This is a genomic window from Streptomyces sp. R-07 (assembly GCF_049913175.1).
In the GTDB taxonomy this organism is placed as follows: Bacteria; Actinomycetota; Actinomycetes; order Streptomycetales; family Streptomycetaceae; genus Streptomyces.
In genome coordinates, this window is the sequence record NZ_CP183978.1 from 7,404,711 (window position 1) to 7,426,840 (window position 22,130).

14 protein-coding genes are annotated in these 22,130 nt (G+C 74.2%); 4 read left to right on the top strand and 10 right to left on the bottom strand.

Annotation, left to right across the window (positions count from 1 at the left end):
- Window positions 1-136 precede the first annotated feature (136 nt).
- Complete coding sequence (locus tag ACN9M0_RS33810; RefSeq protein WP_366041405.1) at window positions 137-1,441, bottom strand: extracellular solute-binding protein; 1,305 nt, start codon at window positions 1,439-1,441, stop codon at window positions 137-139.
- Window positions 1,442-1,703: 262 nt separating this feature from the next.
- On the opposite strand from ACN9M0_RS33810, the gene ACN9M0_RS33815 reads away from it, so the two are divergent.
- Window positions 1,704-4,472: a glycosyl hydrolase gene (locus tag ACN9M0_RS33815; RefSeq protein ID WP_426404768.1), complete on the top strand. Its 2,769-nt coding sequence runs from the start codon at window positions 1,704-1,706 to the stop codon at window positions 4,470-4,472.
- Window positions 4,473-4,866: 394 nt separating this feature from the next.
- Complete coding sequence (locus ACN9M0_RS33820) at window positions 4,867-5,601, top strand: dienelactone hydrolase family protein (RefSeq protein ID WP_366041402.1); 735 nt, start codon at window positions 4,867-4,869, stop codon at window positions 5,599-5,601.
- Between the two features lie 233 nt (window positions 5,602-5,834).
- On the opposite strand, the gene ACN9M0_RS33825 is transcribed toward ACN9M0_RS33820, so the two are convergent.
- Complete coding sequence (locus tag ACN9M0_RS33825; protein ID WP_366041401.1) at window positions 5,835-6,860, bottom strand: LacI family DNA-binding transcriptional regulator; 1,026 nt, start codon at window positions 6,858-6,860, stop codon at window positions 5,835-5,837.
- 198 nt (window positions 6,861-7,058) lie between these two features.
- On the opposite strand from ACN9M0_RS33825, the gene ACN9M0_RS33830 reads away from it, so the two are divergent.
- Window positions 7,059-11,873 carry a hypothetical protein gene (locus ACN9M0_RS33830; protein WP_426404769.1) on the top strand — a complete coding sequence of 1,605 codons (4,815 nt, stop codon included), beginning with the start codon at window positions 7,059-7,061 and terminating at the stop codon, window positions 11,871-11,873.
- 57 nt (window positions 11,874-11,930) lie between these two features.
- Here ACN9M0_RS33830 and ACN9M0_RS33835 read toward each other — a convergent pair whose 3' ends face one another.
- The 6 genes from ACN9M0_RS33835 to ACN9M0_RS33860 all read right to left on the bottom strand — a co-directional run bounded on the left by ACN9M0_RS33835 (window position 11,931) and on the right by ACN9M0_RS33860 (window position 19,076).
- Window positions 11,931-12,275 carry a VOC family protein gene (locus tag ACN9M0_RS33835; protein WP_366041399.1) on the bottom strand — a complete coding sequence of 115 codons (345 nt, stop codon included), beginning with the start codon at window positions 12,273-12,275 and terminating at the stop codon, window positions 11,931-11,933.
- Window positions 12,272-12,673, bottom strand: a complete 402-nt coding sequence (locus ACN9M0_RS33840) for a VOC family protein (protein ID WP_366041398.1) — start codon at window positions 12,671-12,673, stop codon at window positions 12,272-12,274. The genes ACN9M0_RS33835 and ACN9M0_RS33840 overlap by 4 nt, the downstream gene beginning before the upstream one ends.
- Before the next feature lie 72 nt (window positions 12,674-12,745).
- On the bottom strand, window positions 12,746-13,402 hold the full coding sequence (locus ACN9M0_RS33845) for a hypothetical protein (protein ID WP_366041397.1): 657 nt from the start codon (window positions 13,400-13,402) through the stop codon (window positions 12,746-12,748).
- Complete coding sequence (locus tag ACN9M0_RS33850) at window positions 13,399-17,823, bottom strand: SNF2-related protein (RefSeq protein WP_426404770.1); 4,425 nt, start codon at window positions 17,821-17,823, stop codon at window positions 13,399-13,401. The genes ACN9M0_RS33845 and ACN9M0_RS33850 overlap by 4 nt, the downstream gene beginning before the upstream one ends.
- 183 nt (window positions 17,824-18,006) lie before the next feature.
- Window positions 18,007-18,834 (bottom strand): CbtA family protein, encoded by an 828-nt coding sequence (locus ACN9M0_RS33855; protein WP_366041395.1) that lies wholly within the window; start codon window positions 18,832-18,834, stop codon window positions 18,007-18,009.
- 14 nt (window positions 18,835-18,848) lie between these two features.
- Window positions 18,849-19,076 (bottom strand): CbtB domain-containing protein, encoded by a 228-nt coding sequence (locus ACN9M0_RS33860; RefSeq protein ID WP_356904422.1) that lies wholly within the window; start codon window positions 19,074-19,076, stop codon window positions 18,849-18,851.
- 305 nt (window positions 19,077-19,381) lie between these two features.
- Here ACN9M0_RS33860 and ACN9M0_RS33865 point away from each other — a divergent pair, with 305 nt between their 5' ends.
- Complete coding sequence (locus ACN9M0_RS33865; RefSeq protein ID WP_366041394.1) at window positions 19,382-19,957, top strand: histidine phosphatase family protein; 576 nt, start codon at window positions 19,382-19,384, stop codon at window positions 19,955-19,957.
- Between the two features lie 44 nt (window positions 19,958-20,001).
- Here ACN9M0_RS33865 and ACN9M0_RS33870 read toward each other — a convergent pair whose 3' ends face one another.
- On the bottom strand, window positions 20,002-21,090 hold the full coding sequence (locus ACN9M0_RS33870; RefSeq protein ID WP_426404771.1) for a FecCD family ABC transporter permease: 1,089 nt from the start codon (window positions 21,088-21,090) through the stop codon (window positions 20,002-20,004).
- Window positions 21,087-22,118, bottom strand: a complete 1,032-nt coding sequence (locus tag ACN9M0_RS33875; protein ID WP_426404772.1) for a FecCD family ABC transporter permease — start codon at window positions 22,116-22,118, stop codon at window positions 21,087-21,089. Before ACN9M0_RS33875 ends, ACN9M0_RS33870 begins: the two co-directional genes overlap by 4 nt.
- Window positions 22,119-22,130 lie beyond the last annotated feature (12 nt).

The following is a 22,130-nucleotide window of genomic DNA, read 5'->3' on the forward strand; positions in this document are numbered from 1 at the left end:
GCCCTTCGGTGAGTGAGCGGCGGGGGTACGGAGCGGCCCCCGGGTGGGAGCGGGGCGGGGGTGCGGGGCGGCGCCTCCGTGAGGGAGCAGGGCGGGACTACGGGGCGGGCGCCGGGCGCGAGCCCGGCCGCTCGCGTCAGCCGATGGTGTTCTCGACGCCCTTCTCGGCGTTCGACCAGGCCTTCTCGGGCGAGGTGCCCTTGCGCTCGACCTCGCTCAGCGCGTTGGTGATCTGCTGGGCGATGTTCTGGTCGTGCACGCCGAGGACCTGGACGGGGGCGGCCTTCGCCGCGTCGCCGAAGATCTTCCCGATCGGGGCTCCGGAGAAGAACGGGTCCTTCGCGCCGGCGACCTTCTCGATCGCTCCGGTGGCGGAGGGGAAGTTGCCCTGCTTCTCGAAGAGCCGGGTCTGCTGCTCGGGGGCGGTGAGCCACTTGATCAGCTCGTACGCCTCCTTCTTGTGCCGCGCGGCCTTGGGCACGGCCAGGTAGGAGCCGCCCCAGTTCCCGGCGCCGCCGGGGAGCGCGGCCACGTCCCACTTGCCCTTGCCGGCCTCACCGGCCTGGCCCTTGATGTACCCGAGCATCCAGGCGGGGCAGGGGATCGTGGCGAAGGAGCCGGCGGCGAAGGCCTGGTTCCACTGAGGGGACCACTGGTCGAGCTTGGCGCTCAGCCCGCCCTGCGCGGCCGTGACGGAGTGGTCCCAGGCGGTGCGCACGGCGGGGTTGTCCTCCCAGATCAGCTTGCCGGAGGCGTCGTAGTACCGCTCCTTCTCCTGGCCGATCATGATCGAGTACAGGCTGCCGACGCTGTCGATCCACGCGCTCCTGCCGGGGGCCTTCGCCTTGTACTGCTTGCCGAGCTCCAGGTAGCCGTCCCAGGTGGCCCACTTCTTGGCCAGTACCTCGCGGTCGGTCGGCAGTCCGGCCTGCTTGAACAGGTCCGCGCGGTAGCAGAGGGCCTCGGGGCCGACGTCGGTGCCGAGGCCGAGGACCTCGCCGCCCTTGCCGGTGGCGGCGGCCCACTTGGCGGGGGCGAACTGGTCCTGGAGCGCGTCCGCCCCGTACTTCTTGAGGTCCTCGAAGCGGTCGGCCTGCTGCTGGGTGACGGAGGCGATCCGGCCCACCTCGATGCCCTGCACGTCGGCGAGGCCGCCGTTCCCGGCGAGGCGGGTCTGGAGGGACTTCCAGTAGTCGGCCTCGTCCTCCGTGTCCGTCTGCTTGATCGTGACGCCGGGGTGGAGCTTCTCGTACTCCGCGTACAGGCCGGCCTCCTTGTATCCGAAGGAGCCGAACAGGTCCACGGTGATCGTGACCTCGCCCCCGGCGCCGTCCCCGGACGCGCCGTCCGTCGAACTTCCGCAGGCGGCGAGCAGTGCCCCGGTGAGCACGACCGCCCCCAGGCGGGCGGCGGTTCTTCTGGCGGCTCGGGCGATGGGCATGGGAAGCCTCCTTGGCTCCGGAACGAGCGAGAGCGGTTGAGAGCGCTCTCAAGCTTGCGGGGGGAGCGTGCCCGTGGAGAGGCCGGTCCGTCAAGGCTCGAAGGCGTATCGGACGAGACAGAGGCTCAATTCCCGTCTGTGTTCAATCTATTGACACAGTCGTTTCGCGGGTTTTACGTTTCCGGCGATCTGAGAGCGCTCTCACCTCTGCCCTCCGCCCGCGTACCCCTCCATCCGCCGCGACGACATGAGGTGCACCTTCATGCCAGCCCCCCGCAGCAGGCCGGCCGCAGTGCTGGTCCTGGTCTCCGCCCTCGCCGCCCTGGGAATCGGCCCCGCCGCCGGTCCCGCGGCGGCGGCCACCGTCCCGGTGGGCGCCGGAAGTTACTCCGACACCCGCCCCGCCGGGACGTCCGGACCCACCACCAACACCGGCACACCGGTCATCCCCAAGGTCACCCCCGCCGCCCAGGGCAAACCGGTCCCCACCAACGACTGGTGGTCCTCCCTCGCCTTCCAGCGGTACGGGGACAACCCGTACTCCACCCCCATGTACGGCCACCCGCTCACCTACCAGGCCGTCGCCGGCGGCCTGGAGATCGGCTACCCGACCAGCCCCGCGATCGTCGGCGACGGGCGCCAGTACGAGTTCCCCCACAAGCGCGACCTCACCCTCGGCCTCACCGGGCTCAACTCGCCCGACACCAGGGCCGACGCCTGGTCCGACTGGACCGTCACCCCCTCCTGGTCCGACGGCTCCCGCACCCTCCGCACCACCATCGGCCACGGCCTGCCCTTCGTGTACGCCAGGGGCACCGGCGGCGACGCCCGGATCACCACCGCCGAGGCGCCCACCGTCTTCGCCGACCAGGGCAACGTCCTCGGCATCACCGTCGCCGGCCACCACTACGCCCTCTTCGCGCCCACCGGCACCGACTGGAACGTCTCCGGCTCGACCCTCACCGCCGGCCTCGGCGGCAAGGACTACTTCTCCGTCGCCGTCCTGCCCTCCACCGACGCCCTCGCCACCTACCGGAAGTACGCGTACAGCTTCGTCACCGGCTCCACCGTGAACTGGACCTACGACGCGGGGACGGTCCGCGCCACGTACACCCTCACCACCGAGGCGAAGGAGGGCACCGAACGGGGCACGCTCCAGGCCCTCTACCGCCACCAGTGGCTGCACACCGCCGACCCGCTCACCCCGTACACCTACGTCTCGCCCCGCGGCACCATGAAGGTGCGCGAGTCCGCCTCCTTCACGACCTCCCAGCGGGCCGCCGCCACCCTGCCCGCGCTCCCGGGCGCCGGCGTGGACACCGCCCGGCTGCGCGGCTACCTGAACGAGGTCGCGAACTCGGCCGACCCCTTCTCCGGCGCCGTCGACACGTACTGGACCGGCAAGGCCCTCGGCAAGCTCGCCCAACTGGTCCCGCTCGCGGACCAGATCGGCGAGGGCGCGATCCGCGACAAGCTCCTCGGACTGATCAAGGGCCGTCTCCAGGACTGGTTCACGGCCGGCGGCGCCAACGAGTTCTCGTACGACCAGGCCTGGAAGACGCTCACCGGCTATCCGGCCTCCTACGGCAGCGACACCGAACTCAACGACCACCACTTCCACTACGGCTACTACGTGTACGCGGCCGCGATCGTCGCCCAGTACGACCCGGGCTGGGCCGCCGACTCGGCCTGGGGCGCCATGGTCAAGACCCTGGTCGGGGACACCGCCAACCCCAGCCGCACCGACTCCGCCTTCCCCTTCCTGCGCGGCTTCGACGTCTACGCCGGACACAGCTGGGCCAGCGGCCACCAGGGCTTCGCCGCCGGCAACAACCAGGAGTCCTCCTCGGAGTCGACCAACCTCAGCGCCGCCCTCGTCCTCTGGGGCTCGGCCACCGGCGACACCCGACTCCGCGACCTCGGCACCTACCTCCTGACGACCGAGGGCGAGGCCGTCGCCCAGTACTGGTTCGACGCCGACCAGCAGGTCTTTCCCGCAGCCTTCCAGCACGACACCGCCGGCATGGTGTGGGGCAGCGGCGCCGCGTACTCCACCTGGTGGACCGCGAACCCGGAGGAGATCCACGGAATCAACGTCCTTCCGGTGACCGGTGGTTCGCTCCAGCTCGGCGGACACAAGGACGCCGTCCGGCGCAACCTCGCCGAGATGGAAAGCGAGAACGGCGGACCCGCCGTCGAATGGCGCGACATCCTCTGGGAGTTCCAGTCCCTGGCCGACCCCGGCGCCGCCAAGGCCAAGTGGGACGCCGGATACGCCGGATACACACCGGAGGCGGGCGAGTCCAAGGCCCACACCTACCACTGGATCACCGCACTCGACACGCTCGGCGCGCCCGACGCCACGGTCACCGGCTCGATCCCCACCTCCGCCGTCTTCACCAAGGGCACCACCCGCACCTACGTGGCCCACAATTACGGCACCACCGCCCGCACGGTCACCTTCTCCGACGGCAAGTCCCTGACGGTGCCCGCCCGTTCCACCGCGACCGGCACGGGGACAGGAAGCACCGACCCCGACCCCGAGCCCTCCACGGGCAGCACCTTCCAGCTCCGCACCGGCGGCGCCCTCACCACGGCCACCGGAGCCACGGCCGGCAGCGACACCATCGCCTCGGCGCAGGGCGCCAACCACGACGGCACGCCGAACCAGCCGCTCGTCTACGAGATCAGGAACGTCAACGGCACGCTCAGGAGCGGTGGTTCGACCGCCTTCCGGCTCCAGGTGGACGCCGGCACCCTGGTCGGCCTCGGCCAGCAGGCCCGGATCAGCTACGACCTCACCGGTGACGGCACCTTCGACCGGACGGAGACCTACCAGTACTTCGCGACGGACCCGGTCACCGGCTGGGAGGAGTACAACCAGGCACGCGGCCTGAAGTCCGCCACCGGCGCGCTCGGCGACCTGCGCGGCGGTACGGTCCGACTGGAGGTGTGGAGCGCGATCGGGAACGGCGACTCACGCCTCCAGACGGGCACGGACCGCTCCGTCGTCGTCATCCCGTACGACTGACCTCCGCGTAGGGGCATGACCCGGACACGCGTCAAAGGGCGACGAGTCGGACTCGAAACCCTGGCGCGTGTCCGGGCTCACGCCGTGCCGGCCGCGTTCGCGAGCGGCCGGGGCCTTCACCTCCGCTCGGCGCGGAGGGCGTGACGGCCGTCGCGCTCCACTTCCCCACGCAGTCATGGTGTCGCACCGGATGCTCTTGGCCGTGGACTATGTTGGGGGGATGACTACCGGGACGGCCTTGCGCCACACACGGATCGGTGACCCGGTGCTCTCCTGAGCGCCGTACGGGCCGGTGGGGGCCCGCTGTTCGATCGAGGATCTCGCGCCGCCGCGCGGGCTCCGCCTCCGTCGTGTTGATCACATGCTCGACACATCGACCACGACAGGAGCATCCATGCCCATCAAGACGTTGCAGATTCCCACCCCGGACGGCCGGGCCGACGCCTTCGCGGCCGTCCCCGAGCACGGCGAGCGGCACCCGGGGGTGCTGATGTACGCCGACGGCTTCGGCATCCGGCCCGTGCTGCGGGAGATGGCCCGTGAACTGGCCGGGCACGGGTACTACGTGCTCGTCCCGAACCTCTTCTACCGGCACGGTCCGGCACCGGTGGTCGAGCTTCCCGAGCACATCGGAGAAGAGGCCCGGCCCGCGGTCTTCGCCCGGCTGATGCCCTTGATCGAGGCGCACACCACCGAACGCGTCCTGCGCGACGCCGACGCCTACCTCAGGTTCCTCACCGCCCAGCCCGAGGTCGGCGCCGGTCCGGTCGCGGTGACCGGCTACTGCATCGGCGGTCTCCTGGCGATGCGCACCGCCGCGGCCCACCCCGACGAGGTGGCCGCCGTCGCCGCGTTCCACGGCCCCGTGGGCGTCGACGGGCCCGACCTCTTCGCCAAGGTCACCGCCCAGGTCCACCTCGGCCACGCCGAAGGAGACATGACACCCGAGGGCCTCGCCGAGCTCAACCGGGCCCTGGACGCCGCAGGTGTCGGCCACACCTCCGAGATCTACCCCGGCACCATCCACGGCTTCACCATGTCCGACACCGACGCTTTCAGCGTCTCCGGGCTGAAGCGCCACTGGGACCGCCTGCTCCCTCTCCTGGGCCGCACCCTGGGCAGCGGCTGAGGCGGCGGCAGCGGCTGAGTCTTCGGCCCGGACACCAGGCCTGAAACACGCGGTTCCGCGGCTGCCGGCCAACGTCTCCTGGGGCCGCACCCGCATCGAGGGCGACCGGTGACCCACCGCAGTCGCAGGGCCGCCCCCGCCGGTGCGGGGGCGGCTCGCCCGTTTCGTCGCCGCGGTCACCCGCGGCGGCAGGGGGCGCCACGTCCTCAGGGCCCGCCACCTTCCGCACGCCGTCAGGCGGAGGCGCGGCGGACCAGCGAGGTCGGGGTGATCACGGAGGCCGGGATCTCGGGGCCGGTCCCGTCGAGCAGCCGCATCAGCAGCTTCACCATCAGCCGGCCCATCCCCTCGATGTCCTGGTGCACGGTGGTCAGGGCCGGGACGGTCCTGTCGACCACCGAGGCCATGTCGTCGAAGCCCACGACCGCGACGTCCTCCGGCACTCGCACCCCGCGCTCCCGCAGGGTCCGCAGGGCCCCGGAGGCCATCAGGTCGTTGGCGACGAACACCCCGTCGACGTCCGGCCGCCGGCCGAGGAGCTCCGCCATCGCACGGGCTCCGCTCTCCTCCGTGAAGTCGCCCCGGCACAGCAGCGCGGGGTCGGCGTCGAGGAGGACGTCCCGATAGCCGTGGATCCGGTCGATCGCGGACGTCTGGTCGGCGGGACCGGAGATGTGCGCGATGTTCTTCCGTCCGAGACCCACCAGGTGCCGCACCGCCTCCCGGGCCCCGCCCCGGTTGTCGCAGTCGACGAAGGGCACCGTCGGGTCGGTGCCGGGGCCGGGCCGCCCGCCGAGGACCACCGGGATCCGGGCCCGCTCGATCACCGACGGCAGCGCGTCGTCGCTGTGCAGCGAGAACGCCAGCGCGCCGTCGACGTGCCCGCCGCCGAGATAGCGGGAGATCCGCTCGTGGTCCCCCGGATCCTCCACCCACAGCAGCACCAACTGGGCGTCGTACGCCGTCAGTTCCCGGCTGATGCCCCGTACCTGCTGCTCGAAGAACGGATCCGAGAAGATCCGGAACTCGGGCTCCGCGATGATCACGGCCACGGCGCCGTTGCGCCGGGTGACCAGCGTGCGGGCCGCGTGGTTCGGGACGTAACCGAGCTCCTCGACGGCCCTGAGCACCTTCTCCACCAGCGGAGCACGCACCCCCGCGCCCCCGTTGACGACCCGGGAGGCCGTGGCGCGCGAGACGCCGGCGCGTGCGGCGACGGCTTCCAGCGTGGGGCGAGGCCCCGTGGTCTGCTCGGGCAAGGCGTGCGCTCCTCGGCTGCGTCGGGCTGGACGGGGTGTGCGGTGTGCGTGTCCGATGGGTGGTGTGCGGTCCTGCGCGGACCAGGGTATCTGTAACCCGCACCCTTTGAGAGCGCTCCCAAGCTGCTTTCGTGACGCCTGACAGGCGAACACCCGCCGCCTGGGGCGGTGTCAGTGGGCCGTGCGACGATCCAAGGCATGATCGTCTCGCTGGATGCCCTGCTGCCCGCCGCCGGTACGCACGTGTCGACCACCTATGCCGACTGGGCCGCCGCCCACGACCCGGACGCGGTCGAGGGTGCGCGAGCGCTGGTCCAGGACATGGGGGCCGAGCTCAACCGTTCGTGGACGAAGCCCGGGGCGTTCGTCGACGCGATGGCGCGGCGGGCGCGACAGCTGCCCCCGGCGCACCTGCCGTGGTTCTGGGACACCGTGGGCCACCGGCTGATCGGATACGGGAGCAGGCCCGGCGGACGGGCCTACGTGGCGGCGCGGGCCGCCGAGGCCCAGCACGGGCTGCCGGTGGATCCCGCCTACCGCCGGGCGAACGGGCTGCTGTTCGCCAAGGGCGGGGCCATGCCCGCCAAGGAGTTCGGCGCCCACCAGCGGTTCCTCGCCGAGACGCTGGAACCCGCGGAAGCGCACACGGCACTGGAGGCGTTCCTGACCGCGTGGGCGGGCTCGCCCGCGGACCTGCCGGCGGATCTGGTGCGCCGGGTCCGGGCCTCCGCGAAGACGGCCGGACTCGGCGACGCGGAGGTCGCCCGGCTCGTCGGCGCGATCCTGTCGGTCACCCGGAAGAAGACGGTGCCGGACGCCCTGCTGACGGCGGCCGAGCCGATTCTGACGGCCCATCCGCCGGCGGACGAGGTCGCGGCCGGACTCGTGGAGGTCTTCCCGGACGGGGTCACCGACGGCGGCGCGTGGCTGCGGATGCTGATCGGCTGCGGCGCGACCGGGGCGATGGAGGCCGGACGGATCGTACCGGAGGGCGGGCTGCACCACTGGGTCGGCGAGTTCGTCCGCATGTACCAGTACGCCCTGCAGTCCGGCGGCGGGGTCGCCCGGCAGCCCCTGCCGGCGGAACTCCTCGACCTGATCGGCCGGCTGGGGCCCCGACTGCGGGCCGAGGGCGCACCGGTGACCCTGCACGTCACCCGCCACCACTACCAGGGCTTCGACGCGGACGTCCTCGACGCCTGCCTTGCGGCCGGGGTCGCGGTCGCCGACCCGGGGCCCGACGTCCGGATGCGCTTCTGGGGCGAGCAGTCCCGGCGCGACCTCGGCGCGCTGGCCGCCGACCCCGTGTTCGGCCCCCGCCTGGAAGGGACCGTGCACGCCGACCTGCTGCCCAGCTGGCCCATGGGAAGCCGGCGGCAGCCCGGATCGGCGGTGACGCTGCTCCCGGGCAACGAAGGCATCGCCCACGAGGTGGCCGGACGGGTCGGCAAGCTCGTCGACACCGTCGGGGGCGGCGGCATGGCGGGCGCCGAGGAGTCCGTGGCCGAGCTGGAGACCCTCCTCGACCGGCCGACCGTGGCGGCGCTCGGCGGGATCGGCGACGCCCTCGGCGCGACGAGCGCGGCGGGCGCCCTGCGCCGCTCGCTCGCGGCCGGCCTTCCGGAGGAACTGGCCTGGCCCGCCCTGGAGTCGGTGTACGCCGAGTTCGCGGCAGAAGCAGAAGCAGAAGCAGAAGCAGAAGCCGGGGCGGAAGGGGAAGCCGACCCTGGAGCCGAGTCCGAAGGGGACGACGAAGCCGGCGAGACCGCCGACGGAATCGTGTCCGGCATGCCCGGTGTCGTCGGAGTGACCAGCACCTGGCCCGTGCTCACCGTCTTCGGGGCCGACCGTGCCGTCGCCGTCGCCCCGGACGGGGTCCGCGCCTCCTGCCGGTTCACCGTGCCCGAGGACACGACGATGCATGCCGTCCACTACGTCGGCGGCTCCTTCCACGTCAGCTGGACGGTCAAGCCCGACCCCCACCTCTGCGACACCGCCCACTGGGCGGACCGGCCCGACGAGCCGTTCACGCCGGACGATCAGGGTGGCCTCGTGCCGTTCGGCGGGGCGCTGGACGGGGCCTACGGCTTCCAGTTCGAGACCGCCGACGGGGGAGGACGGCACGGCGGCAGGCGCGCGCTGCGGCCGGGCGGCACGGAGGGCATCGACGGGTACGAACTGCAGCTCGGTGACGGCTCCCGGATCTGGACCGACGGCGTGTACGACGGGCGCCCGTGGGAGGCGGTCGACCCGGTCACCGGGGAGCCGGTCGGCGGCGCCGAGCTGCCCGACTTCCCCGGTCGCCCCGCGAGCGCCGACCCTGCGACGGAACCGTCCGAGGCGGGCATGGCCCTGGCCCAGGGGGCCCTCCATCTCGCGCCGCTGCCCGCCGGTCTGACCGCCTCCCCGCTCGGCAGCCGGGACGGTCTCGTCGGGACCCGGATCCTGTTCCGTACCCCGCACCGCGACCCCGCGCCCGACCACTACCTGCTGGAGAGCATCGACGGGCGCACGGCCCGGTTCGACATCGACCGGCAGGGCCAGAAGCCGTGGGCGCTGTGGGCGCCGCCCGAGGGCGCGGAGGACCTGGTCCTCGCCGACGCCGAGACCTGGACGGGCGTGCGCGCGTACACCTCCGACGGCGTCCTGATGTGGGAGCAGGACGGGTACCACTCGCGCCGGAACGCCCGGGTGCGGCCGGCCCGGAGCGTCACCCCGTCCACGGGCGTGGCCCTGCCCCCGGCCTTCTGGTACCTGCTCAGGACCCGGGACGCGGCAGGGTCCCGGGCGCTGCGGACCGTGAGCCGCGAGACGGCGGACGCACTCCTCGCGGCCGCGTCCGACGGCACGGCGGCGCTCCGTGACGCCGTGGCACGGGAGCTTCCGGACGTCACCGATCCCGTCCTCGTCGAGGCCGTCGTCGCGGTGGCCGGGCGGGCCGCCCGGGTGGAGGAGCGGCGGCGCGCCCTGCACCGGCGCGTCACCCTGCTCACCGAGGCGCCGCCCGTACGGCTCCGCCGGTCCGCACCGGACACCGCACTCGTTCCCGCGCTGCACGGCCTCGTCGACGGCGGCGAGCCCGACCAGTGGCGGCGGACCCCCGACGTGGCCCTGCCGGCCACGCTGACCGCGCTCGCCGCCGACGGCGCCTGCCTGGCAGGGACCATCGTCGAGGAGGTGCGCCGGCTCTCGCCGCCCGCACCGCCGCACGACTGGTCGCAGCTCCTCGGCACGATCGACTCCGTCGCCTGGCGCGCGGCGGTGGCACCGACCCCGGACGCGGACCGGGCCGCTCTCCTCGCGCTCCTGGACGTCTGGGCCGACCAGCCGTTCGCCCGCGCGGGCAGCCGCTGGTGGGCGGGGAGGACGTGGGGCCCCGGGGCCGTGGACCTCATGCGCGCCGGCGGCACGGCCATCGCGTCCGCGGGCGTACGGGACGGCGGGGCCGAGTGCTGGTTCGTGGCACCCCTCGCCGAGAACCCGCACGCGGACCCGGTCCCGGGCGTGGCCACGCAGGTACGGCATGTGCGCGTCGACCGGGACGACGCCGCGCGGCTGCGCGCCCTCGTGGCGGCGGTCGACACCCACGGACCCGTCCCGGTACCGGAGTCGGCGGCCGAGCGCTTCGCCGAACTGACGGGCGTACGACGGTCCGTGGCCCGGCTCGTCCTCGCCGGTCTCGTCGGCCGGGCCGACCGGGAGGAGCACCGGGCCCTGGTGCGCAAGGCCCCCTACAAGGCGAGCCCGATGACGGCCGAGTCGTACGAACGGCTGCGCACCCGGCTCGACGGCGCGGGCAGGCGGGCCGTCCTGGCCGCCGCCCTGCCCGACGACCCGGCCGAGCTGTGGCAGCCGGGCGGGATCGACGCGGCCGTGGAACGGATGGCCGGAGTGTGGCGGGAGCTCCTCGGGGCGCAGCCCGCCGTGGACGACGAGACGGCCGACGCCCTGGAGGCCGAGCTGGGCCTCGCCGAGGTGTGGGCCCGGCGCCTCGCCGGGGGCTACGAGGCCGCCGAGGACGCGACCGTGCCCGCCGCCGGCTGGGAGCTGACGGCGACGCCGTACAGCGGGGGAGCGGAGGTCAGGGCCGTGCCCCCGGCCGGACCCGAGCTGCCCTACCGCACCCCGGTGGGGCTCGCGCTCACGGAGATCGCGAGCGCCCTGGTGTGGGCGTGGACCGACCGGCCCGTCGGCGATCCGGCGGTGGCCGGCGCGCCCGCCCTGTACGAGCGGCTGCGCGCCGAACTGGACCGTCCGGAACTGCTGCTCGACCTCGCCGGCGGCCGGATCCAGGACACGTCGGCACGGATCGCCGAGCGCTTCGGGCCCCGGCTGCTGCCGGTCGCCGGGCAGGCGGAGGACCGCCCCGATCCGGTGAGCGCGTACGACTCGGGACCGCTCGTCGTGTGCGCCCCCGGCGGCAAGGCCTTCCTGCGCCCCGCGGCCGTCACCGACCGCGGGACCTGGCAGGAGGTCCGCGAACTCACCGACCTCGCCGAGGAACTGGACCGCGCGGCGCCGCTCCTCGCCGGCGGCGGACTCGCCCGGATGATGCGCCGCGCCCGGTCGGGAGCCGTACCGTCCGGCGCGTACGAGGCGGATCCGCGCCAGTCCTGCCCGGAGCTCGTCGCCCGGGTCGCGGCGAAGCTCGGCGCGGGCGCGGACGCGGCGGCCCTGTACCTCCAGCTCGCGACCCTCGCCGCGCCCACCGACCGGAACGTACGGCGGTGGAACGGCTGGTCGACCAAGCGGCACGCGGAGGTCCGGGCGGAACTCCTCGCCACCGGCGCGGTCCTGGAGGCCAAGCGGGCACGGGCCGGACGGACCCTGTTCCTGCCCGGCGACTGGACCGAACTCAAGGCCCCGCACCTGCCGTTGGAGACCGTGAAACTGGCGAGCCACCTGGTGCGGCCGATGTGGGACAACCGCATCCGCTCCCCGTTCGTACGGATACTGCCGACGGCCCCGCTCCACGAGATGTTCGAGGAGGCGTGGGAGCGCATCTCCGGCTAGGTCCCGGTCCCGCGTCCGGGGCGCTGCGCTCAGGAGAGGCAGCGCCCCGGACGTGTCTCACTCGCCGGGGCCGACGTATTCGTACACGCCGCCGTGCGGGTGCCGCAGCACCGCTCGCCTGCCGTTGGGGGTGGCCTGAGCCGGCATCACGACCGTGGCACCGGCCGCCACCGCCTCCTCCACGGCGGCGGCCACATCCGCGACGGTCAGGGTCGCACCGACTCCGGCGACCCTCTGAACCGCCTCGTCCGGGCCGCTGAACAGGAGGAAGGGCCCGACGCTCGCCAGGTGCACGCCGGCGAACGCGAAGCGCTCGGCCGTTCGGCCGGTCAGCCGCTCGTAGAAGGTGACGGCTGCTTCCAGGTCGTCGACGCGCTGTCGCGCGATCACCGAGCGGATCACGACGCCTTGACCTCCGGGCGCTGACGCAGCGAGATCCGGTTGCCGTCCGGATCGACCGCCTCGATACGGATCCCGAACCCGTAGTCCTCCGGCTCGGGCTGGTCGAAGGTCACCCCGCGGTCGCGCAGCACCTTGAAGTCCGCCCGCAGATCGTCCGATTCGAGGAACAGCGGACCGGGCGCGGTGCCCGGCTCCGCCTCGGCGGGCTGCCCCGCGGACGCGGCGTGCGGCCAGAGGACGATCTCGAGCGGACTGCCGGGGACGGCGACGGTGAGGAAACGCCCCTCGGCCCCGGGGTAGTCGATGCGCTTCTCCAGGCCGAGCTGCTCCGTGTAGAACCTCAGCGCGCGTTCCTGATCAGTGACGTAGACCGTCACGTACATGATGTTCTTCAGCATGGTGATGTCCTTCCATTCTTCGGTCCTGCCTCACTGACGTATCCCGACGGGGGAATGTGACGGACCGGCGAATCACCGTCCCGCCGGGCCTCGGAGGGCGGTCCGGGCGGACGTGTACGCGACGGCGGGGTCCGGGTGGGGCGGGCCGGCCGGGTGCCAGGTGCCGTAGCGCTCGGCGTACGGGTGCCAGAGGCCGTCGGGGCCGTACCGCAGCTGCACGCGCGCGGGCGCGTCGGTGAGGTGGTTGTGGTGCCGTTCCACGGGGGCGGTCGGGGCCGGACGCAGGCGCTGCACGGCGTGTTCGGCGGAGGCCAGGACCTCGGGATCGGCCGGCAGCGGGCCGAGACAGGTGGCGACGCCGGACGGGCCGCCGAAGCGGTGCGCCGCCGCCAGTCGGCGCATCTCCGCCACGGACAGGCCGAGATGGACGGCCGCGGCCTCCGTATGCGTGTCCCCCGTCTCGGCAACGAAGCGTGCGAGGTCGGCGGTGAGGCCGGCGGCGAGGCCGCCCGGGGTGCCGTCGGGGACGCCGGGCGCCGGCGTGGCGGTCCCCGATCCGGAGCCCTCCAGGTCTCCGGCCCCCGAGGCGGCGAGGAGGGCGGCCGCGCGTCGCGCCGCGTCGGCGGTCAGTGCGCGCAAGACCTCCAGACCGGGCAGCGGAGGCGGTGGTTGCTCGGTGAGCCTGTCCAGTACGGGAGTCGGCGCGTCGTCCCCGGGCGCGGCGGTCACGTGGGGTCTCCCAGGCTGACGAGGTCGGCGAGGTCGCGGTCCGAGAGCCGGGCGAGGCCGCTGTCGCCCGAGGCGAGCACCGTGTCCTGGAGGGCCCGCTTGTGCGTGAGGAGCTGGTCGATCCGGTCCTCGATCGTGCCCCGTGTGATCAGCCGGTGGACGGTCACGGTCCGCCGCTGCCCGATCCGGTGCGCCCGGTCGGAGGCCTGGTCCTCGACCGCCGCGTTCCAGCTGCGGTCGAAGTGCACGACGTGGCTGGCCCGGGTCAGGTTGAGGCCGGTGCCGCCCGCCTTGACGGACAGCACGAACAGTGGAGAGCGGCCGGCCTGGAAGGCGTCGACGAGCTCCTGCCGCTGCCGGGTGTCCAGGCCGCCGTGGAGGAACAACGGGCGGTGGCCGAGGTGGGTGAGGTGCTCCACCAGGAGCCGGCCCATGGTCACGTAGCTGGTGAACACGAGGGCCGCCTCGCCGCGTCCGGTGATGCTCTCGACCAGCTCGGCCAGGGCCGCGAGCTTCGCCGACCGGGCCGTGAACTCCCTTACCCGCGCCTTGCCCGGATGCTCCTCGCCCCAGTAGTGGGCGGGATGGTTGGTGATCTGCTTCAGGGCGGTGATCAGCTTGAACACGAGGCCGGACCGGGCGAGGACGGGGGAGTGCGCGAGCTGCTCCATCGTCTCGCGGACCAGCGCCTCGTACAGCGCGACCTGTTCGGGCGTGAGCTCGACGATCCGCCGGGACTCGACCTTCGCGGGCAGTTCGGGGGCCACCTGGGGGTCGGTCTTGCGGCGGCGCAGGAGGAACGGCGCGACCAGGCGGGCGAGGGCGTGCGCGGCGGGACCGTCCGGTTCGCGTTCGGCGGCGGCCGCGTAGCGGGACCGGAAGGCCTTGAGCGTGCCGAAGAGCCCGGGGTTGACCCAGTCGAGGAGGGTCCACAGTTCGGAGAGGTTGTTCTCCACGGGAGTGCCCGACAGGGCGAGTCGTGCCGTGGAGGTGAGGGAGCGCAGACACCGGGCGGTGGAGGAGGCGTGGTTCTTGGCGTGCTGGGCCTCGTCGGCGATGACCAGGTCCCAGGTGGCCGACGCGAGTCCGGGATCGCGGCGCAGGACGCCGTACGTGGTGAGGACGACGGTGGGCCCGGCGCCGGCGTCGAGGCTCCGCCGGGTGCCGTGGTAGACGGTCACGTCGAGGTGCGGGGCGAACCGGCGGATCTCCCGCTCCCAGTTGGTCACGAGCGACGACGGGCACACCACGAGGACCGGGCCGCGGTGCCCCGTCTCGTGCCGGTGCAGGACGTAGGCGATCGCCGTGAGGGTCTTGCCGAGACCCATGTCGTCGGCGAGGACCGCGCCGAAGCCGGTCTCCCCGGTGTGCGCGAGCCAGGCCAGCGCCCGTTCCTGGTACGCGCGCAGCACGGCGTCGAGCCGGGCGGGCGCCGGCACCGGGGCGGCGTGCTCGCCCTTCCGCAGGACGGCGACGACCTCGGCGAGGCTCCCGCCCGCCCGGCACTCCACCGTCAGGCCGTCGACGCGCACGGTGCCGGTGAGCGCTGCGGTCAGCGCGTCGATGCCGGCCAGGGGGCCGAGGTCCCGGCGGCGCACCCGCGCGGCCGTCCCGGGATCGAGCAGCACCCACTGGCCGCGCACCCGGACCAGGGGGCGGGCGGCCTCGGCGAGTTCGTCCATCTCGGCCTCGCTCAGCGCGTCGCCGCCGAGCGCGAGCTGCCACCGGAAGTCGAGGAGGGTCTGCAGACTGAACTTGGGCGCGCCTCCGGCCGTACGCGTCCCTTCTCCGGGACGCGCGGTGTCCGCGCCCGCCTGTTCGCCGACGACGGTGTGCGCGGAGAGCCGCTCGCGGAGCCGGGAGGGCCAGCGCAGCACCAGGCCTTCGGCGGCCAGGGCGGGTTCGGCTTCGAGCAGCCGCGCGATCGCCTCCGCGTCCAGCACCAGCCGTCCGGGCGAGACGAGCAGCCCGGACAGGGCGGCGCAGTGGCGGGCCAGGCGTTCAAGGCGGCGGAGGGACCGTACGCGGAGCCGGTACGGCTCGACGCCGGGCACGGCGGCCCGGCCGGCCCACAGCTCGTGGGCGGCGATCTCGTCGTCCGGCCGCTCGGGGCCGACGGCCAGGAGCAGACGGCCGGTCAACCGTCCGGCGGCCGCCTCCTCCTCGGAGGGATCCGCGATCTCGACGGCCAGACCGGGCGGCGGACCGTCGTACAGCCGGTCCTCGACCGCGTCGAGCCATGGCCGTACGACCGCGGCGTCAGCCACTGGCAGGGCGCGCCCGGACGGGCCGAGGAACGGCCCCGTGCCGAAGAGGGCCGCGGCGGGGGAGCGCAGCATCGTGTCGGTCAGCGCGTCGAGGAACGCCGGAAGGGCCTCCCGCGCCGTCACGTACCGGCCCTCCCCGGCCACGGCTTGGGCCTGCGGGGACATGCGACGCGCGAGCTCCTCCGCGGCACGGGCGGTGGCGTCCGGCAGCGGCCCGATGCGCCACCGGTCCACGCCGTCCACGGTGAGCGCGGGGTGGACGAGCCCCGCGGCGACGGCCCGGAGTCCGAGCCGGGCCGCGTCCTCCCACTCCCGCGCGGTCCGGTGCCACCCGGCGCTCCGGTCCCGCCGCAGGAGTGCGGGCACGGCATGGGCCAGGGGAACCCGCCACCCCACCACCGGAACAGGCCCGGGAGCCGGGGGCACCAGGAGGGGACCGCGCCAGACCGCCAGCGGCGTCGGCAGGTCCGCGTCCGGCATCCGGCCGCCGTCGGCGCGGTGGACGAGGAGCCCGGCGGGCTCCCCGTCGCCCGGAAGGAACGAGACGGCGCACCCGGCCGCGAGCGCCTCCCGAAGGGCGTCGGCGACCGAGAACCCCGACGCGGGCGGGGGCGAGGGCGGGGGCAGGGGTACGGGGGAGGGGCGCGGCCCGGGCAGGGGTACGCGACGGGGCTCGCCCCCGCCGCGCTCCACGGCACCGGCCGGCGTCCCGGGCCGCTCGCCGGCCCAGCCTGTGGCTCCGGCCCCGCCCCCGGCTCCGGATCGGGGCTCCGGCATGGCTCCGGCCCCGCCCCCGGCTCCGGACCGGGGCTCCAGGACGGCTCCGGCCCCGGCCGTCGGCTCCGGACGGACCGGCGTCAGGCGGTCCCGCGGTGTCTCCTCGGCGTCGAGTGCGACCAGCCGTTCCATCAGCGCCGCCGCGGCGACCCGCCGGGCGTCCGTCCTCGTCTTCCCCCTCCCGGTGGCGAGGGCTTCGGCTCCGGTGCGCACGAGGACGCAGCTGTAGGAGCAGGAGACGCTGTTCGGCGCGTTCGTGAACGACGACACCGGCTTGGAGATCACATCCAACTGGGTGTACTTGTTCAGGTACTTCACCGCGTCCAGGCCCGGGGGCACCGGCTGGATCCGGGCCGTCTGCCGGGCGGCGCCGCCGTCCGGGGCCCGCTCCTCCTCGGGCTCGGGGAGCTCGGCGAGCCGGGCCAGGAGCGCGACCGCGCCGAGGTGCACGGCCTGGCGGCGATCGCGTGCCGTGCGCTCGGGGCCCTCGACGGTGGGACCGTCACCGCCCTGCCAGGTCCATCGGCAGGAGAACCCCTCGGCGGACGGGGCGACGGCGTGCAGGGGCTCGGCGCCCCGCGCGTCCGCGTGCCAGCGCAGCAGCGTCGCCGCCGCCGACTGCATGCGGGCCATGTGGTCGAGGGCGAGCAGGCGCAGGGCGTGCCACTCGGGACCCCGGGTGCCGAACAGCAGGAGCAGGACGTCGCGGTGCCGCAGCCGGGCCGATCCGACCCTCCGTCCGACCTCGGCGGCGAGGTCGGGGCCGGGGCCGGCGGCCGCCTGCGCCCGGACGTGGAGCAGGGTCTCGAAGGCCTCCGTTCCCATCCCCGGCAGCCTCAGCCGGGGGGCCGGGGCCTCGCCCTCCGGTGCCTCCCTCCCGTCCGTCCCGGCCAGCCGGTGGAGCAGCGCGAGGTCCGCCGCGCGGCGGGCCCGCGACAGCGAAGGGCCGCTGCGCTCCGGGCCCGTCACCGACTCGTCCGCCGGGCCGATCCGTACCGCCACGGTGTGCAGCACGCGCCCGTCCGGCAGGTGCTCGGCTGTCTCCTCGTACGCGAGCGGCGGCCAGACCTCGAGCTGGACGTGCGCCGTGAGGACCTCCTGCGCCCGCTGCGGTGTGCTCCCGAGCGACGCGACGGCGAGGCGGCGGGCCGTGAGCCACACCGGGTCGTCGTCGGTGACGAGCAGCAGCAGACGAAGGTCGCGTGGTGTCAGCCGTCCGGCGCGCGCCAGGCTCTCCGCCTCGGCCACGATCCCGGGCTCCGCGCGGCCCGCGGTGACGGACCGTCGGGCCCGCTCGTGCCACGCCGGCCGCCCGTCGGCCCCCACGGGACCCGTGGACCGCCGGACGCCGTCGACCAGCTGAGAACGACCTGCCAAGAGGAGACTCTCCGTACGCGGAACGTGACGACACGTGCGCGTTCAGTATACGGACGCAGGGGGGTTCGTGCGGGCCCAACGGTCGGCGTCCCGGCCCCACTTGCGGGCAGGGCACCGACGGCCGGCACGACGCCGCCCCGCACACCGGGGTGTGCGGGGCAGCGTCGTCGGAAGGTTCGCGGGTCAGCCGACGGCGGAGGTTCCGAGCTGAACGTCCGTGTCGGCGGCGGCCGTTCGAGTCGCCAGCGCCTTCTGCGCGAGGACGCCGAAGACCACCCCGAACACCGCCCACAGCACGGCCTGGATGCCCAGAGAGGCGAGCCTGAAGTCCCAGAGGAGCCCGGCCGGGAAGCCCGCCGCGACGGCGTCCTCGTTGTCCGGCAGGACGGCGAAGGCGACCGCCGTCACGACGACGAACCCGGCGGCGGCCGCCAGGGTCGCGTTCCAGTTGCCCAGGCGCGGCGCGAGCCGGCGTCCGGCGATCACGGCGGCGATCCCCAGGAGCACGCTGAGCAGGATCATCAGGAAGAACAGGGTGGTGCGCTTCCCGATGGTGTCCGGGTTGCCGACGGCCGGAGGGGTCGCCGGGTACTTGAGGAACGGCACCAGGTAGACGGTGGTGAACGCGGCGGTGGCGGTGAGCGCCGCCGTCGCCCGGGGGCTGAACCTGCCGACGCGGCCCAGCACGAAGGAGAAGGCCAGCGAGGCGATGCCGCCGAGCGCCACCCCGTAGACGAGGACGCCGGTGGCGAGGCCGACGGTCGACTGGACGGAGCGGCTGATCCCCTCCTCTTCCTCGGCGGACTCCGCGGCGGCCGTGCCACCGTGGCCGGCGTGCGCCCCGTGGGCGGCCGGGGCTGCTTCCCGGGCGGCCTGGGCCTCCTCCACGGCGATCGCGCCGTTCACGGGCGGCTCACCCACCGCGTAGGCGACGGCGAAGGCGAACAGCCCGGCGATCAGGCCCGCGAGCATGCCGCGGACCAGCAGGGATCTGACAGTTGAGGCGTGCATGTGCCGGTCGCCCCTCAGTGGCAGGGGAAACCGAGCAGGTGGCGCCCGTCGTGCACCCACTCGTGCACGTCGGTGCCCGCGATGAGGGAGGTCGCGCCCTGCTCGGCGCCGACGAAGTACAGCGCGATCAGCGCGAGGAGGCCGACGAAGAAGGCCCAGGGCAGCACCGCGCGCACGGGCAGCGGAGCCGGTACGGCGACGGAAGGGGTGGAGACGGCAGCGGAGACGACGGCCTCGGCCATGATGGAACCTCCTGCGGGAACTCGCGTCCCAGTCGGTGGTGCAGGACGACGGTCCACGGGTCTGACTCACCGTGACATCCCCCTGGGGGACGCCGCGGCTTACAGTGGCGCGACCGTGCCGGCTTCTCACCGGGCTTCCGTATCGCCGTCGTCACGCTGTTCAAATGTCGCCTGACGGTACCGCGCGCGGGAGCCGTCGCCAAGGGCGTGAGGCCTGGATCACCTTCGTACGCCCCCGGGTAAAGTCCCTCGCACCACCCCCGCCACACCCGCACCTTCCGTCCCGCGCGCCGCAAAGGAGCCTGATGACAGTCCGGTTGACGCTGATCTCGCCCGCGACGAGCGAGGCGCTGCGCGAGGTCCGGTTCGACGACGACGGTCCTCTCGACCCGGCGGGCATCGCCCGCGCCGAGGCCGTCGCGTCCGCCGTCGACCCGTCCCCCCGCGCGTACGCCTCGCCGTCCCGGCGCTGCCGCCGCACGGCGGAGGCCCTGGGCCTGCGCGCGGAACCCCTGGACGAACTCGCGGGCTGCGCCATGGGCCGGTGGCGCGGACAGACCCTGGCAGCCGTGGCAGCCGCCGAGGAGGCCGGGGTCTCCGCCTGGCTGTCCGACCCGACGGCGGCCCCGCACGGCGGGGAGTCCCTGCGCGACCTGCGCCTCAGGGTCGGCACCTGGCTCGACGGTCTCCGGGACGGCTCCGGACGTGTCACCGCGGTCGTCGAACCGGACGTGATCCGCGCCGCGACGGTCCACGCCCTCGGCGCACCGGACGCGACGGCCTGGCGCCTGGACGTCCGCCCGCTGACCGCCGTCCACCTCAGCGGCCGCGCCGGCCGCTGGAACCTGCGCGCGGGAGAACCGCTGGGAGGACAGCGGTAGGGGGACCGCACAGCGGTCCCCCTACCCGGCGACACACGTACGGATCAGGCCGGGCGCTTCCACTCCCGCAGCAGGAGGTAGCCGAGGTACGTCCCGCCGACGGCCATCGTGTACAGGCCGACCGGCAGGTTGTCGAAGAGCGGCAGCTGCTGGGCGGTGAGATCGGCCAGGACCAGGAGCAGGGCGCCCAGCAGGGTCGACATGACCAGGTGGGGGCCGCCGCCGCGGGTGACCCGCTTGGCGATCTGCGGGGCCGTCAGGGAGATGAAGGCGATCGGTCCGGCGACGCTGACGGCGCCGGCGGACAGGACGATCGACAGCGTCACCGCGGCGGTCGCCGTACGGGCCGGGCGGGCGCCCAGACCGGTCGACAGGTCGTCGCCCATCTCCCCGATGCTCAGCGGCCGCGCGAGGAGCGCCGCGAGCGGCAGGCAGACGAGCAGCACCAGCCAGATCGTCGCCGCGTCGTCCCAGGAGCGGGCGGCGAGGCTGCCGTTGATGTAGGCGGTCAGCGCGCTCGCCTTGTCGCGCTCCACGGCGTAGACGACGTACTGGGTGAGGGCCGTCGACATCGCGGCCACGCCGATGCCGGCCACGACCAGGCGACCCGGGTTGCGGAATCCCGTCCCCGTGGAGAGGTAGACGACCGCCATGGCGAGGACCGCGCCGAGCAGCGCGCCGACGGGCACGGGCACGACGTCCGGGAAGAACAGCGCGGCGGCCGCCGCACCCGCTCCGGAGCCGGCGCCGAGCCCGATCACGTCGGGACTGCCCAGCGGGTTGCGGGTGACCGACTGGAAGAGCACCCCGGACAGGCCGAAGGCGGCGCCGGTGGCGGTGGCGACGACGAGCCGCGGGCCGCGCAGCCGGTTCAGTACGAAGGCGTTCTTGCCCGTGGCCTCGCCCATGAGCGCCGACGGGAGGTCGGCCGGATCGATGCCGAGCCTGCCCATCGACAGGGTCGCCACGGCCGCCCCGAGGAGCAGCAGCAGGGTCACCGCGGCGGCGATCACGGTGGGGCGTCGTACGGGGATCGCGACCCACGGCCCGATCCGCAGGAGGCTCCGGCCCGCGGGCCGTACGGGCCGCGACGCCGTCACGGCCGGGGGGTCGGTCAGCTCGGCGGTCTTCATACCGCTCCCCTCATGCGACGGACGGCGAAGAGCAGCGCTGGTGCGCCCACGAAGGCGGTGACGACGCCGACCATGAGCTCCTGCGGGCGGAGCAGCACCCGGCCGATGACGTCGGCGAACAGCAGCAGCGTGGGCCCCGCGAGCGAGGTGAAGAGGATCTGCAGGCGGAAGTCGGCGCCGACGAGCACCCGGACGAGGTGCGGGACGGCGAGCCCGACGAAGGCGATGGGGCCCACGGCGGCGGTCGCGGCGGCGCTGAGGAGCGTCGCCGCGAGCAGACCGGCGCCCTTCACGCGCGCGGGGCTGATGCCGAGGGAGGCGGCCTTGTCGTCGCCCATCGCCATGGCGTTGAGCCCCGGCGCGAGGAGTACGGCCAGGACGAACCCCACGGCGGCGAAAGGCAGGACCGCCCAGAAGGCGTCGAAGCCGCGCCCGCCGAGCGAGCCCACCACCCAGTAGCGGTACGTGTCGAAGACCTGCGGCCGGGACAGCGCGACGGCCTGGATGAACGCGGCGAGGACGGCGGACAGCACCGCCCCGGCGAGCACCAGGCGCACCGGTCCGCCGCCGCCGCGGGTCGTGCCGATGAGGTGGACGACCAGACCGGTGGCCAGGGCTCCGGCGAGGGCCCACCAGATGTTCTCGCGCTGCCCGGAGGCGCCGAGGAAGGCGGTCGCGGCGACGATGGCGGCGGACGCGCCCGCGTTGATGCCGAGAAGTCCCGGCTCGGCGAGCGGATTACGGGTGATGCCCTGCATCAGCGTGCCGGCGACCCCGAGGCAGAGGCCCGCGAGCAGGCCGAGCGCGGTGCGCGGATAGCGGCTCTCGACGACCGTACGGAGGTAGCCGTCGCCGTCACCGGTGACGACCCGGAGGACGTCGGCCGCGGACGTCGGCTTGCTGCCGAACATCACGCTGGCGAGGACCGCGAGGGCGAGCAGGATCAGGCACAGGGCGGCGGCTGCGAAGTGCCGGGCAGGGCCCCGCCGTACGGCGGGGCCCTGCCCGATCCGGGAGAGAGTGGTCACGCCGGGACCCGC

Excerpts from the sequence above, each read along its gene's own strand:
- ACN9M0_RS33830 (WP_426404769.1), top strand. The coding sequence starts at position 7,059 with ATGATCGTCTCGCTGGATGCCCTGCTGCCCGCCGCCGGTACGCACGTG.
- ACN9M0_RS33865 (WP_366041394.1), top strand. The coding sequence starts at position 19,382 with ATGACAGTCCGGTTGACGCTGATCTCGCCCGCGACGAGCGAGGCGCTG.
- ACN9M0_RS33810 (WP_366041405.1), bottom strand. The coding sequence starts at position 1,441 with ATGCCCATCGCCCGAGCCGCCAGAAGAACCGCCGCCCGCCTGGGGGCG.
- ACN9M0_RS33860 (WP_356904422.1), bottom strand. The coding sequence starts at position 19,076 with ATGGCCGAGGCCGTCGTCTCCGCTGCCGTCTCCACCCCTTCCGTCGCC.
- ACN9M0_RS33840 (WP_366041398.1), bottom strand. The coding sequence starts at position 12,673 with ATGCTGAAGAACATCATGTACGTGACGGTCTACGTCACTGATCAGGAA.
- ACN9M0_RS33815 (WP_426404768.1), top strand. The coding sequence starts at position 1,704 with ATGCCAGCCCCCCGCAGCAGGCCGGCCGCAGTGCTGGTCCTGGTCTCC.
- ACN9M0_RS33820 (WP_366041402.1), top strand. The coding sequence starts at position 4,867 with ATGCCCATCAAGACGTTGCAGATTCCCACCCCGGACGGCCGGGCCGAC.
- ACN9M0_RS33855 (WP_366041395.1), bottom strand. The coding sequence starts at position 18,834 with ATGCACGCCTCAACTGTCAGATCCCTGCTGGTCCGCGGCATGCTCGCG.
- ACN9M0_RS33870 (WP_426404771.1), bottom strand. The coding sequence starts at position 21,090 with ATGAAGACCGCCGAGCTGACCGACCCCCCGGCCGTGACGGCGTCGCGG.